At 56.3% G+C, this 14008-nt stretch carries 9 protein-coding genes and 1 pseudogene; 6 read left to right on the top strand and 4 right to left on the bottom strand.

Translation table 11 applies throughout. From position 1 onward, the window contains the following. Nucleotides 1–204 precede the first annotated feature (204 nt). From ileS to BBBF_RS09640, 4 genes are all read left to right on the top strand, one after another. Nucleotides 205–3528, top strand: coding sequence for a mupirocin-resistant isoleucine--tRNA ligase (gene ileS / locus BBBF_RS06785; protein ID WP_080665051.1), 3324 nt, complete (start codon nucleotides 205–207; stop codon nucleotides 3526–3528). A 588-nt stretch (nucleotides 3529–4116) separates the two neighbouring features. Next, nucleotides 4117–7173, top strand: a complete 3057-nt coding sequence (locus BBBF_RS06780) for a type I restriction endonuclease subunit R (protein ID WP_374058440.1) — start codon at nucleotides 4117–4119, stop codon at nucleotides 7171–7173. 25 nt (nucleotides 7174–7198) lie between these two features. Next, nucleotides 7199–8707: a type I restriction-modification system subunit M gene (locus BBBF_RS06775; protein ID WP_021647849.1), complete on the top strand. Its 1509-nt coding sequence runs from the start codon at nucleotides 7199–7201 to the stop codon at nucleotides 8705–8707. Continuing rightward, on the top strand, nucleotides 8697–9200 hold the full coding sequence (locus BBBF_RS09640) for a restriction endonuclease subunit S (RefSeq protein ID WP_033501742.1): 504 nt from the start codon (nucleotides 8697–8699) through the stop codon (nucleotides 9198–9200). Before BBBF_RS06775 ends, BBBF_RS09640 begins: the two co-directional genes overlap by 11 nt. Here BBBF_RS09640 and BBBF_RS09635 read toward each other — a convergent pair. The 3 genes from BBBF_RS09635 to BBBF_RS09630 form a co-directional block, all read right to left on the bottom strand. Then, nucleotides 9163–10272, bottom strand: a complete 1110-nt coding sequence (locus BBBF_RS09635) for a restriction endonuclease subunit S (protein ID WP_080744238.1) — start codon at nucleotides 10270–10272, stop codon at nucleotides 9163–9165. The genes BBBF_RS09640 and BBBF_RS09635 overlap by 38 nt on opposite strands. Further along, nucleotides 10269–11228 carry a site-specific tyrosine recombinase/integron integrase gene (gene xerA, locus BBBF_RS06770; RefSeq protein WP_007054956.1) on the bottom strand — a complete coding sequence of 320 codons (960 nt, stop codon included), beginning with the start codon at nucleotides 11226–11228 and terminating at the stop codon, nucleotides 10269–10271. The genes BBBF_RS09635 and xerA overlap by 4 nt, the downstream gene beginning before the upstream one ends. Nucleotides 11229–11363: 135 nt before the next feature. Next, entirely contained in the window at nucleotides 11364–11873 is a 510-nt protein-coding gene (locus BBBF_RS09630; RefSeq protein WP_197540518.1) for a restriction endonuclease subunit S, read from the bottom strand. 689 nt (nucleotides 11874–12562) lie between these two features. On the opposite strand from BBBF_RS09630, the gene BBBF_RS06765 reads away from it, so the two are divergent. Next, entirely contained in the window at nucleotides 12563–12778 is a 216-nt protein-coding gene (locus BBBF_RS06765; RefSeq protein ID WP_003817986.1) for a helix-turn-helix transcriptional regulator, read from the top strand. Nucleotides 12779–12875: 97 nt separating this feature from the next. Further along, nucleotides 12876–13133, top strand: coding sequence for a DUF2442 domain-containing protein (locus BBBF_RS06760; RefSeq protein ID WP_231855212.1), 258 nt, complete (start codon nucleotides 12876–12878; stop codon nucleotides 13131–13133). 397 nt (nucleotides 13134–13530) lie between these two features. Here the strand turns inward: BBBF_RS06760 and BBBF_RS10760 are convergent. Next, nucleotides 13531–13788: pseudogene (locus BBBF_RS10760) on the bottom strand (helix-turn-helix domain-containing protein); the annotation flags it as partial. Nucleotides 13789–14008: the final 220 nt, after the last annotated feature.

The following is a 14008-nucleotide window of genomic DNA, read 5'->3' as shown; positions in this document are numbered from 1 at the left end:
TGCCGCCGATCATCGTCCTCGTAGGCGGGAATGGCCATGACGGCCGTTCCGGGCGGAACAAGGGTTCCGGCCGCGAGGACATCGCCGGCGCATATATGCCGCCGGTGTGGCGAACGGCCGTCTCAATCCCCGTTCTTCCCGTGAATGGTTCGCTATAGCCAGCTCCCGTAGGACCAGTGCAATGCGACATCGAGGAGAGCAATGGTGAGCGAAACCACCAATTCCCACGTGTATCCCAAGGCGAACGAGGGCGGCGAGACCGCCAGCGTCGCGCCGAACCCGAGTTTCCCCAACATGGAGGAAACCGTCCTGAAGTATTGGGACAAGGACGACACCTTCAACAAGTCCGTTGAACGCAACCCTTCCGGCGACCATAGCCAGAACGAGTTCGTGTTCTTCGACGGCCCGCCGTTCGCGAACGGCCTGCCGCACTACGGCCACCTGCTGACCGGTTACGCGAAGGACGTGATCCCGCGCTACCAGACCATGAAGGGCCGCAAGGTCAACCGCGTGTTCGGCTGGGACACGCACGGTCTGCCCGCCGAGCTGGAGGCGCAGAAGGAGCTCGGCATCGACTCGGTCGACCAGATCGAGAAGATGGGCATCGACAAGTTCAATGACGCCTGCCGCGCCTCCGTGCTGAAGTACACGCACGAATGGCAGGATTACGTGCATCGTCAGGCCCGCTGGGTCGACTTCGAGCACGGGTACAAGACGCTGAACATCCCGTACATGGAGTCGGTGATGTGGGCGTTCAAGCAGCTGTACGAGAAGGGTCTGGCGTACCAGGGCTACCGCGTGCTGCCGTACTGCCCGAAGGATCAGACGCCGCTTTCGGCGCACGAGCTGCGCATGGACGCCGACGTGTATCAGGATCGTCAGGACACCACCGTGTCGGTGGCCGTGAAGCTGCGCGACGAGGAGGACGCCTACGCGGTCTTCTGGACCACCACGCCGTGGACCGTGCCCACTAACTTCGCAATCGTCGTCGGCGCTGACATCGACTATGTCGAGGTGCGCCCGACGCAGGGCAAGTACGCCGGCAAGAAGTTCTACTTCGGCAAGCCCCTGCTCTCCAAGTACGAGAAGGAGCTCGGCGAGGATTACGAGGTCGTGCGCGAGCTCAAGGGCTCCGAGATGGCCGGTTGGCGTTACTGGCCGGTGTTCCCGTACTTCGCTGGCGACAAAGCCGAGTCTGAGGGCAACGTGCCGGGGCCCGAAGGCTACCAAATCTTTACCGCGGACTACGTAGACACCGTCGAGGGTACCGGCCTGGTTCACCAGGCTCCCTATGGTGAGGACGATATGAACACGCTGAACGCGCACGGCATCAAGAGCACTGACGTGCTCGACGCCGGCTGCCGCTTCACCGCGCAGTGCCCCGATTACGAGGGCATGTACGTGTTCGACGCGAACAAGCCGATCCTGCGCAACCTGCGCAACGGAGACGGCCCGCTGGCTGAGATCCCGGCCGAGCATCGCGCGATCCTGTTCCAGGAGAAGAGCTATGTGCACTCCTACCCGCATTGCTGGCGTTGCGCCACGCCGCTGATCTACAAGCCTGTGAGCTCCTGGTTCGTGTCGGTGACGAAGATCAAGCCGCGCCTGTTGGAGCTCAACCAGCAGATCAACTGGATTCCTGATAATGTCAAGGATGGTCAGTTCGGTAAGTGGCTCGCCAACGCGCGCGACTGGTCGATCTCCCGCAACCGCTTCTGGGGTTCGCCGATCCCGGTGTGGGTGAGCGATGACCCGAAGTACCCGCGCGTCGACGTGTACGGTTCGTTGGAGGAGCTCAAGGCCGACTTCGGCGACTACCCGCGCGACAAGGACGGCAACGTCAACATGCACCGTCCGTGGATCGACAACCTCACGCGCGTCAACCCGGACGACCCGACCGGCAAGAGCCACATGCACCGTATCAGCGACGTGCTCGACTGCTGGTTCGAATCCGGTTCGATGTCGTTCGCGCAGTTCCACTACCCGTTCGAGAACAAGGAGAAGTTCGAGCAGCACTTCCCGGCCGATTACATTGTCGAATACATCGGCCAGACTCGCGGCTGGTTCTACCTGCTGCACGTGATGGCCACCGCGCTGTTCGACCGCCCGGCGTTCAAGAACGTGATCTGCCACGGCATCGTGCTCGGTTCCGACGGCCAGAAGATGTCGAAGCACCTGCGCAACTACCCGGACGTGAACGGCGTGTTCGACAAGTACGGTTCCGACGCCATGCGCTGGTTCCTTATGTCGTCACCAATCCTGCGCGGCGGCAACCTCATTGTTACCGCTGAGGGCATCCGCGACACCGTGCGCCAGGTCATGCTGCCGGTGTGGAGCTCCTACTACTTCTTCACGCTGTATGCGAACGCGGCCAATGGCGGGGCCGGCTTCGACGCCCGTCAGCTGCGCGCGGACGAGGTGGCGGGTCTGCCCGAGATGGACCGTTACCTGCTGGCCCGCACCCGCAGGCTCGTAGAGCGTGTAGAGAAGTCGCTCGACGAGTTCGCGATTTCTGACGCGTGCGATGCGGCAAGTGACTTCATCGACGTGCTTACCAACTGGTACATCCGCAACACCCGTGACCGCTTCTGGAAGGAGGACACGAACGCGTTCAACACGCTGTACACCGTGCTTGAGGTGTTCATGCGCGTTCTCGCGCCGCTCGCCCCGATGGAGTCCGAATCCGTGTGGCGTGGCCTGACCGGCGGTGAATCCGTGCATCTGGCCGATTGGCCGTACGTCTCGGACGAGAAGACCGGTGAGGCGACCGAGCTTGGCCGTGTGCTGGTCGACGACCCGGCACTGGTGGACGCGATGGAGAAGGTGCGTGAGATCGTCTCCGGCACTCTGTCGTTGCGCAAGGCCGCCCAGATCCGTGTGCGCCAGCCGCTCGCCAAGCTCACCGTCGTGGTCGAGGATGTGGACGCCGTCAAGGCGTACGACGAAATTCTCAAGTCAGAGCTTAATATAAAGGATATTGAGTTCTGCACGATGGAGGATGCCGGTTCGCAGGGGCTGAAGATCGTGCACGAGCTGAAGGTCAACGCCCGCGCCGCCGGCCCGCGCCTCGGCAAGCAGGTCCAGTTCGCCATCAAGGCGTCCAAGACCGGTGCCTGGCACGTCGATGCCGCGACCGGTGCTCCGGTCGTCGAGACGCCGAACGGCGAGGTTGCGCTGGAGGCTGGCGAATACGAGCTAATCAACCGCGTGGAGGAGGAGAACGCCGCCGAGGTCGACGCTTCCGTGTCGGCCGCTCTGCCCACCGGCGGTTTCGTGATCCTCGATACCGTGCTGACCGCCGACCTGGAGGCCGAGGGCTACGCCCGCGACGTGATTCGCGCCGTGCAGGACGCCCGCAAGGCCGCCGACCTGGACATCGCCGATCGCATCGCCCTGGTGCTGACCGTGCCGTCCGCCAATGTGGCCGATGTCGAGCGGTTCCGCGATCTGATCGCCCATGAGACGCTGGCCACCTCCTTCGCGGTGAAGGAAGGTGCCGAGCTGGGCGTGGAGGTCGCCAAGGCGTGATGCCGTGGTGAGCCGACCGTGCCGGCTGCGTGACGCACGGGCGCGTGGAATGCATGAAGTGGTCCTGCCGTTCAACGGCGGGACCTCTTTTGTTGTTCCGCGTTATGCTATAAAGGTTGCGTCAGGTATTTATTCAACTGTTCAATGCGGTCGGCATGCAGTTTTTGAATATGGCGTTTCTTCGCTCTCACATGGTTAAAGATGCATTGTCTTCATCCGTCATGCCGGTTATCGCGCAAATTCATCACATGTTTTAACTTCGCGTTTGGAGTTGGGCATGATGTGAGGAGGATTCTAGTGGTGGTTGCAACGCCTGAAGGTTTTGTGTCGTGGTTTCAGGCTCAACGCCGTGTGATAACCTCAACAACCAACAACGCGACCGCGGAAGGCCACTCAAACTTCAGGTGTTGCAACCGCCACTAGAAATCTGCGGCAACCATGTTGATTACACCCAAACGATAGGCTGGTTGATAGACTAACCGAAAGGTGGTTTGCGTGAGAATCCATATGTTTGTGGGGTGAGCAATGGCTGTTTCCAAAGCCGAATCTCATACGGTCTCGGAGTGTTCTCTGAACAACTTCACGTCCATGGATCCGTTGAACGAGGAATGGTACGAAAATCTGATCATCGATCATATGACGGAAAAACTTGGATATGAGCACCTGTACGGGCCCGATGTTCGCCGCACCGACGATTCGTATCGCGACGTATTCCTTCCTGATATTCTCCCGGATGCGTTGCGACGAATCAACAGAAATCTGCCGGAAGCAGCCGTCGAGGAGGCCATCCGGAAGATTCAGAATGTCGAGATCGGCAGCTTGGAGCAGCGCAACGAGATATTCAATGACTACCTGCAATCAGGAGTCGAAGTGCACTTCTTTGACGGCAAGGAAGAGCGTGATGACATCGTCCGGCTGCTTGATTTCGGCGATCCCGAGAACAACGATTTCCATGTCGTGAACCAGTGGACGTTCGTGGAGTATTCCGAGAAACGTCCCGATGTCATCATTTTCGTGAACGGCATGCCGTTGGTGTTGTTCGAGCTGAAGTCCCCGTCGAGAGAGGAGACGGACGCTTCACACGCGTACCTGCAATTGCGCCAGTACATGAAGCAGATACCGAGCATGTTCGTGCCCAACGTGTTCTGCGTGATGAGCGATATGACCCAGACCAGGGTCGGCACGATCACATCCGACGAGGACCGTTACGTGGCTTGGAAGTCGGCGGACGGCGACTATTCCGGAACGAAAGCCGCGGCATGGAGCACCATGATTGACGGCATGCTCCCGAAGGAACGGCTGCTCGACATCATCCAAAACTTCGTATGCTTCAACGATTCCTCCGAGAAGGTCGTGAAGATCATCGCCGCATACCACCAGTATTTCGCGGTGCGGAAAGCCATCGTCAGAGCGGAAGAGGCCGTCAATGGGGATGGCAGGATCGGCGTGTTCTGGCACACCCAGGGAAGCGGAAAATCGCTTTCGATGGTGTTCTTCGCACATCTGCTGCAGCGTTATCTTGAAAGCCCGACCATCGTGGTCATCACCGACCGCAACGATCTCGACGACCAGCTTTTCGGACAATTCAGCCGCTGCGCCAGGTTCCTGCGCCAGAAGGCGGTCCAGGCCGAGAGCCGCAGGAATCTTCAGGAACTGCTTGAGGGTCGTGAGGCGAACGGCATCATCTTCACGACCATGCAGAAGTTCTCGGACGGCGACGAGCCGTTGTGCGACCGGAGCAACGTTGTGGTGATGGTGGACGAGGCTCACCGCGGCCAGTACGGCCTGACCGAACGGATCAACGCGGACGGTCATGTGTCGGTCGGCGCGGCCCGTGTCGTGCGCAAGGCACTGCCGAACGCGTCCTATATCGGTTTCACCGGAACGCCGATCTCCACGGATGACCGCAACACCCGCGAGATCTTCGGCGACTACATTGACGTGTACGACATGACCCAGTCCGTCGAGGACGAGTCCACCAAGCCGGTCTACTACGAAAGCCGTGTGGTCTCGCTCCATCTTGACGAGAACGCGCTGGGCCGCATCGACGCGGTCTACAAGGAGTTCGCGGACCAGGCCGACGAGGCGAGCGTGGAGAAGTCCAAGCATGACCTCGGCGGCCTCGATGCCATCTTCGACACTCCTGAAACCATCGACGCATTGTGCCGCGACATCGTGGACCATTACGAGAACAACCGCGCCGACGTCCTGGCCGGCAAGGCCCTGATCGTGGCGTACAGCCGGCCGATTGCGATGAAGATCTACTACAGGATCATGGAGCTGCGCCCCGAATGGAAAGACAAGGTCGGCGTGGTGATGACCATGTCGAACCAGGATCCGGAGGAATGGTTCGACGTGTGCGGCGGCACCACGCACAAGAAGGAGATGGAACGCAGGTTCAAGGACGATTCCGATTCCCTCAAGATCGCCATCGTCGTGGACATGTGGCTCACCGGCTTCGACGTGCCCAGCCTGTCCACCATGTACGTGTTCAAGCCGATGAAGGGCCATAACCTCATGCAGGCCATCGCCCGCGTCAACCGCGTGTGCAAGGGCAAGGAGGGCGGTCTGGTCGTGGATTACATTGGCATCGCAGGCGCGCTCAAGCGGGCGATGAAGGACTATACCAGCCGTGACCAGCACAATTACGGCGACATGAACATCGCCGAGACCGCCTATCCGAAATTCCTCGAAAAGCTCGACGTGTGCCGTGATCTCATGTACGGCTTCAACTACCGCAAACTCATCTTCCAGAACAGCAGGGAGGCGCTTGCCGACGCCATCGCGGAGGGAACCGACTGGCTGCTCGATCTGGAACGGCACGAAGACACGGAATCGTTCCTCAAGCAATGCCAGCTCATGAACCAGGCGCTGAGCCTGTGCAAAAGCATGGTAAGCGAAGAGGACGCGCATGAGGCGGCTTACCTATCCGTATTGCGCGTGCAGGTCCTTCGCCTGACCGGACGTGGCTCCGGCGGGGGCAGCGGCATGACGTACACGGAGTTCAACAAGCAGGTGAGCGAGATCCTCCAGCAGAGCGTGCATGCGGACGGCGTGCTCAACCTGTTCGAGAAGGACAGCGTGGAGATCTCCCTGTTCGATGAGGCGTTCCTCCAGGAGGTCGCCGGCATGAAGGAGAAGAACATCGCGATCGAGAGCCTGAAACGCCTCATCAAGGAGAAAGTGCGGGCGTACGGGCGCACCAGCGTGGTCAAGTCCCAGAAGTTCAGCGAGATGCTCCAGAACACGTTGAACGCGTATCTCAACGGCATGCTCACTAACGCGCAGGTCATCGAAGAGCTCGTCAACATGGCCAAGGAGATCATGAAGGACCGCGACGACGCGCAGAAGCTCGGCTTGAGCGACGAGGAGATGGCGTTCTACGACGCAATCACCCAGCCGCAGGCGGTCAAGGACTTCTACGACAACGACCAGCTCGTCTCGATAGCCCGCGAGCTGACCGATGCGATGCGGAGCAACGCCACGATCGACTGGCAGAAGAAGGAAAGCGCCAGGGCCGGCATGCGGCGTGCCATCAAACGTTTGCTGCGCAAATACAAGTATCCGCCCGAAGGCGTCGAGGACGCCATGAAGACCGTCATGGAACAGTGCGAGCTGTGGGCCGACACCAAGATCAGCGAATAGGACGAGCAGGAGGATAATACAAGACATGGCAAAGAAGAAGGACAATACCGCCGAGATCGGCTTCGAGGAACAGATCTGGAGCGCCGCCGACAAGCTGCGCGGCAACATCGACGCTTCCGAATACAAGAACGTCGTGCTCGGCCTCATCTTCCTGAAGTACATCTCCGACAAGTTCGACCAGAAATACCAGGAACTCGTTGAGGAGGGCGAGGGCTTCGAGGAGGACCGCGACGAATACGCGAGCGAGAACATCTTCTTCGTTCCCGAGAGCGCCCGCTGGAAGACCATCGCAGCGGCCGCGCACACGCCCGAGATCGGCAAGGTCATCGACGAGGCCATGCGCCAGATCGAAGCCGAGAACAACAAGCTCAAGGGCATCCTGCCGAAGAACTTCGCACGCCAGGAGCTCGACAAGCGACGTCTGGGCGAAGTCGTGGACCTGTTCACCAATGTGAAGATGGCCGAAAAGGGCGATAGCCGCGACATCCTCGGACGCACCTACGAATACTGCCTGGCCAAGTTCGCCGAAGCGGAGGGCAAGAACGCCGGCGAGTTCTACACACCCGCGTGCGTCGTGAAGACGCTGGTCGAAGTCATCGAACCCTACCACGGGCGAGTGTACGATCCGTGCTGCGGCAGCGGCGGCATGTTCGTACAGTCCGCGGACTTCGTCAAACGCCATCAGGGCAACATTAACGACATCTCCGTGTACGGCCAGGAGTCCAATCCGACCACGTGGAAAATGGCGACCATGAACCTCGCGATCCGCGGCATCGACGCGGATCTGGGCGATCATAATGCCGACACATTCTTCGAGGACCTGCACAAGACCGAGAAATTCGATTTCATCCTCGCTAACCCGCCCTTCAACCTGAAGGACTGGGGAGGAAAGAAACTCGAGAACGACGTACGCTGGCAGTACGGCACCCCGCCGGAGGGCAATGCCAACTTCGCGTGGGTCCAGCACATGATCCACCACCTCAACCGTTTAGGCCGCATGGGCATGGTTCTGGCGAACGGCGCGTTGTCCAGTCAGACGAACAACGAGGGCGAGATCCGCGCCAAGATCGTGGATGCCGATCTGGTCGAAGGCATCATCGCGATGCCGGATAAGCTTTTCTACAGCACCGGCATACCTGTGAGCCTGTGGATCATCACCAAGAACAAGAAGCAGTCTGGCAAGACGTTGTTCATCGACGCGCGCGATATGGGAACCATGGTGTCCCGCAGGCTCCGCGAGTTTACCGATGAGGACATCGCCAAGGTATCGACTGCGTTCGACGCGTTCCGTGACGGCACTCTGGAAACGGAGAGGGGCTTCTCCGCCATCGCCACGACGGAAGATATCAAGGCGCAGGATTACATCCTGACTCCAGGCCGTTACGTCGGTGTCGCCGAAGTGGAAGAAGACGATGAGCCATTCGAGGAGAAGATGACCCGTCTGACCGGCGAGATCGCCAAATGCTTCGAGGAATCCAACCGTCTGCAAGAGCAGATCAAGAAGAATCTGGAGGCCATCGGCTATGGCATGTGAGCAGCTGACGCGTCTAGGTGATGTTATCGAGCTTGAAGATGTCAAGAGAGAGCCGATATCTTCTAGGGACAGAAAGGACAGAAAAGGTTCCTATCCTTATTACGGAGCTCAAGGTATTGTCGATTATCTAGATGATTACACCTATGAGGGAGATTACCTACTGGTTGCTGAAGATGGGGAAAATCTTAGGAGTCGCAAGAATCCTATTGCGAATGCGGCTTCTGGAAAATTCAGAGTGAATAATCATGCGCATGTTATTGCTGAGTCCGAAAAGTGTAATCTCGTTTTTCTGAGACATCTTCTTAATATGACTGATATTTCTGCCTACGTAACAGGATCTACGCAGCCAAAGCTGAGCCAGAGTAATCTTTGTGCCATGAAATTGCCTCTTCCTTCGATGGCGGAACAAAATGCTATTGCAAATGTTCTTAGTTTGTTTGATAGGAAAATCGAGCTTAACAACCAGCTAAATGATTATTTGTTAGCTGCGTGAGATCAACCTTCGAAACGTCAATTTCGCCAGACATGAGTTTGGGAAGGAGTGCGTCACGTAGCAGTTCGAGTTTTGCTGTCTGTTGTTCATTTATCTGGATATGACGATATATCGGATCAGCAAAAGTGCAGAAATCCTTGATTTCTTCTTTACCTGGATTTGGCATCAAGTAGTTAAGAGTGTCTTTGGACTGAGCTCTCTGACGACTTCCCGTGGAACCACTTACGTGCTCAAGCAGATAGTCAGTAAACCTAGGCGAATCAATGGCCGCATAGTAAAAGCTCTTATATTCCTTCAAATATGGTCTATACACAATGAATTCTGTTGAACACACTGCGTTATTACTTGAGCAATATGGCATCCAGATTCGCTTGGTGGATGGATTTAGCTTAGAGATAAGAATGCACTCACTGTCGATTTGGTACTTGTTGCTCTTGATTCCTGACGCCGGTTCAAAAACAGGTCTATGATTTTCGTCAAATGCTGGAATGCTGTAATGTTCCCATATTTCGCCAGCATGCTCCTGCGGCTTTAATGCCTTTGTTGAGATCGAAAGAACATTTTTCAGTTCAGTCGTATTGACATTGTTGCTAAACCGATATGCAAAAACTGATGATACGAGCTCAAGCAAATAATCATTTAGCCGATTATTAAGGGCGATTTTTGAGTCGAAAGAATTCAGAACCTCGACTATGCGTCTTTGTTTGTCAATCGAAGGTACATCTAAGTCGATTTCATTAAGGACTTCAACTGTAAGACTGGGGACAGCAGTGCCCACGTTGTAACTCGCTAGGTCCTTTTGCTTGAGCTGATAGTACAGGTACTTTGGAACGATTTTTGTTTGATCGATGTCTGTCCAAAAAAGGGTGTCAACGGTCCAGAAAGGTTCATCAGTGTAAAAGAGGTTGCCAAGCGTTCCTTTTCGAGGAATGAGCACAGAAGGCTGTTCGCAGATCGCTGTATCTACGTAACGCATGATTCCGCCAGAACCATAAGTGGGAATGCTGCCATCTGAAAGTTTTTTATGATCTTTCCCGTAGCGAATTGCGCAAACATCCCCGAGTCGTGTCATTCTAAATACCTTCTGTGTGAAGCTTTCACGTTGTTCTGGTTGACCATGGCGTAGTGCATAGTCGTGTCTATTCTCGCATGCCCGAGCAGTTTTTGCACCTGCTCGATCGGCATTCCCTTGTCGATGGCGTGCGTGGCCAGAGTACGACGGAACTTATGCGGATGAACTCGATGAATGCCGGCATCTTTGCCGAGCTGTCTGAGGCGGCTTTCGATGCCGCCGATGCTGATACGGTCACCATCGCCATTCAAAGCAACGAATAGCGCTGGATTGCTGTCGTTACGTGATTGCAGGTATGCGGTGAGATGAAGCTTCGTTCTGGCGTCGAAATAAACGGGACGCTGCTTGTTTCCCTTGCCTGTGACCAAGCATTCCCGCTCCTGAAGATTCACGTCGGCTATGTTCAAGCCGACCAGTTCACCCACTCGCATACCCGTGGATGCGAGAATGTCCACGATGGCAAGATCCCGCAAGGTGCCGCATCGGTCCCGCAGAGTTTCCAGATTTTCGTCGCTCAGGACTTCCTTAGCCATTACAGCGGTCTTCACACGGTGGATGCGCCTTACAGGGCTTTTGACGATATAATCCTCGTCCTCAAGCCACGCGAAGAAGCTTGACATGATACGCCGAATGTTGTCGATGGTGACCTTGCCCGCATGACGTTCGTTCTCGTATCTGTTGAGGTACTCGCGCAAGTCATCGCTGTTTATCCGCGTACAGGGCTTGGCGAGGGCCTGGGTCATGTGCTGGAGTGTGCTCTCATAGTAAGCGATGGTTTTCGGCGAGCAGCCTTCGACCTCTTTTGCCGTGAGGAATAGCGTCAGCAGATTCTGCGGCGCTGATGTTTCCTGAGTTGGCAGCAGCGTGACTCTGAGTACTTCGGCCAGATGTTTGAGCTGTGACGGATCAAGCATGTTCTGCATCTGCGACAGAACACTATTAATGATGGTTTCCATAGGGGTTCCTTCCAATAACAGTTAGGAACATTGTGCCCACGCACCGGCAAATGATTATTTGTTAGCTGCGTGAGGTCAACCTTCGAAACGTCGATTTCGCCGGACATGAGTTTGGGAAGAAGATAATTCCTTAGGTTATTTAATTTCCGTGTTTCGTTTTTCATTACTCCTAATTAGTGCATCTATCGGTGCCGCAAATGACTCGAATTGCATCACTTCGTTATGAGATGGAAGCGCAACTTCTAAGCTTTTGAGAGCCTTACCGTTGATTGAGCCGAATACAGTACCCTCTCCGTTGTAAGCCTCAAGTTGAGGCTTAAGGAATCGCATTAAGTACAGAGCAAATGACGGGGTTTCGCTATGGATAGCTGCCAGACCACGTCCGATACAGCAATTTTCAAAGGCAACGTTGAGGTCCCCGACAGGCGCACGAACGCTCATTAGGACGTCACCCTCGCAGGCTAAACGTTTTGGCTCAGTGGTATAGAGACGACGCTTTGGGAAACGCCATCCAAATTCACCCCTTCCTTGATAGAAGATTATGCCAGCACCTTCTTCGTTATACGAACTTCCTGCTGGTGATTGCCCCATCGTTATTTCGGCAACATCAGAGAGCGTAGCGTTGAAATTAAGACCACCAAACAACTCTTGAAACTTACCGTCTACAAGCTGCTCTAAATAATCATTTAGCCGGACGAATGCATTGGAGCACTGTGATCAGAGTAAGAGCTATTCACGCTGTACACAGTCGGCAAAGCCAGATTCCTGCTTACGAATCTGTGCCCAGAGTGCTTCATTCCCATGCCACACCGCCTTGACGCTCGGCGGAATCGCGTCGCTGTTGAGTTGGCTGGCGGTGAGCCGGTCCACGGCGCAGCCGTTCGCGATGCTCGTTGTGTTCTGCCAAGTTGTCTTGTGCGGTGTGAGCCCTGAGCTCTCATGAAGCACTGAGTCGTTCGTACCGCAGATTATAGTTTTTGGGGACGGTGTGTGTTCTTCTTGTTGTTTGATAACTCAAGAGTGAATGATCTGCTGGCATGTCGATTCAGCGATTGCGTATCGGGGAAGATACGGATGGATTGTACCGTACAATCGATGCTAAGGAGTGGTCGGAGTGCCCGTATCTTGGAATACGAAGTCCATTCTCGCAGTCGCACCCCTCACGGGGTGCGTGGATTGAAATGACCCTTATAGCGGCTGTTACACCGTTGCACCCTCACATCGCGCAGGGCCGAACCGTCGTCGAGTCGCCAACGTGGCGCGGTGTCCGGCATGGAATTGCCCCGGGCCGTCTGAGTGGCTTACAATCGCCTCACCATCGAAAGGAGTGAGGCATGGGGTTGAAGGATTTGAGAACGAAACGCGGAATGACGCAACGCGAGTTGGCCGAGAAAACCGGCGTGACACGACAGCGTATAGCGGCCTTCGAGACCGGCGTGCGCCCGTCGAGCGGAATGAGTCTCGATGTTGCGATACGTATTTGCGACGCGCTCAAGGTGCGTAATCCGCGTAAACTGCTTGATCCTGATTCCGATTCTTCGGCGGACTGATCCGCCGAGGCCGCCGGCGCTCTTTACGGGCGCGGCAGCCCACGAAATGCTAATGTTTATCCGATTGCTCCGCTTGCCCTATGAAACGAGGTTTATTGTGAGCGTTCCCGATGAAGTGTGGGTTACTGACGCTGTGGCGTTGGATGGCTCGCATGTGGCTTTGCGTTTTTCCGATGGTCATTGCGGCGTGCTTGACATGTCGCCCTATATGGACGATGGCGTGTTCAAGCGGTTGCGTGACCCGAATGTTTTCAGGACGGCCAGAGCCGGTATGAGTACTGTCGAATGGGATAACGGCACTATCGACATTGCCCCCGAGACAGCTTATGCACATGCCGTGCCGTTCGGCGTGTAATTGCCTCATGCTGATGGATCCCGGGTGCTTTCGGTTGCCGGGGTTTGTCCATTCGAACATGTTTGGCGGTTCCCGCCTGATGAAAATACCCCAAGAGTGCTGCCACACCCTTGGGGTATTGCTTAAAACAAACCGATTTATAAGTCATTCTAACGCGGGGGCTGGAATGGAGAATGCAAACGTATACCGTAGTTGAGTGGCCTACAATGGCATCTAGGGTGTGTTTACGCTATTTAAGTTTTGCGTGATAGTTGTCGTATGTGTATGCCGAGGTATGGCATCATGCTTGACCGGTTCATGAGGGTCGCGCATCCGTTGCCGCGCCGGCGCGGCAACGTGGCGGCGCGGCAGCCACACGTTCGTCAACGCCCTGCCGTGGATGTGCCGCGCGGGAGCCCCGTGGAGGGGCCTGCCGGCGGTCGGCCTTGCGCTGCGCGGGGCCGGCGATGTAGTATCCGCCCGTCCACGGGCCCGTCTTCAGCCGCTCCGGCCGGTACGGCCGGTAGGACTCGCTCTCGTCGGACGGGAACCACGTGTTGCGTCTGATCTCCCTGCTGGCCGTCGAGGCGTTGCGGCCGAGCATCAGACCGATCCCGCGGATGCCGGCGCCGTTGCCGATCTCGATCCGGATGACCTGGCGTTCCTCTTCCGACAGGCGCGAACATGCTCATCCCATAGGTGCGACATCCCTTCGGACTGGTTATCTGGACAATCTCCAATCTAACGGGTGTTGCACTTTCAATTAGACAACGGGGGGTACCTTAAATCAGCCTGATCTGATAGACTGTCTGCGGGAATCTGAACACTTGGCGGAACGATGTCGTGCCTCCGAGGCAAAGATTCCGGCAAGAAGTACAAGAATGTTCAAAATCATA

It is taken from the genome of Bifidobacterium bifidum ATCC 29521 = JCM 1255 = DSM 20456, assembly GCF_001025135.1.
Taxonomy (GTDB): Bacteria; Actinomycetota; Actinomycetes; order Actinomycetales; family Bifidobacteriaceae; genus Bifidobacterium; species Bifidobacterium bifidum.
The sequence above is the reverse complement of the archived record's forward strand: the minus strand, read 5'-3'. Positions and strand labels throughout refer to the sequence as shown.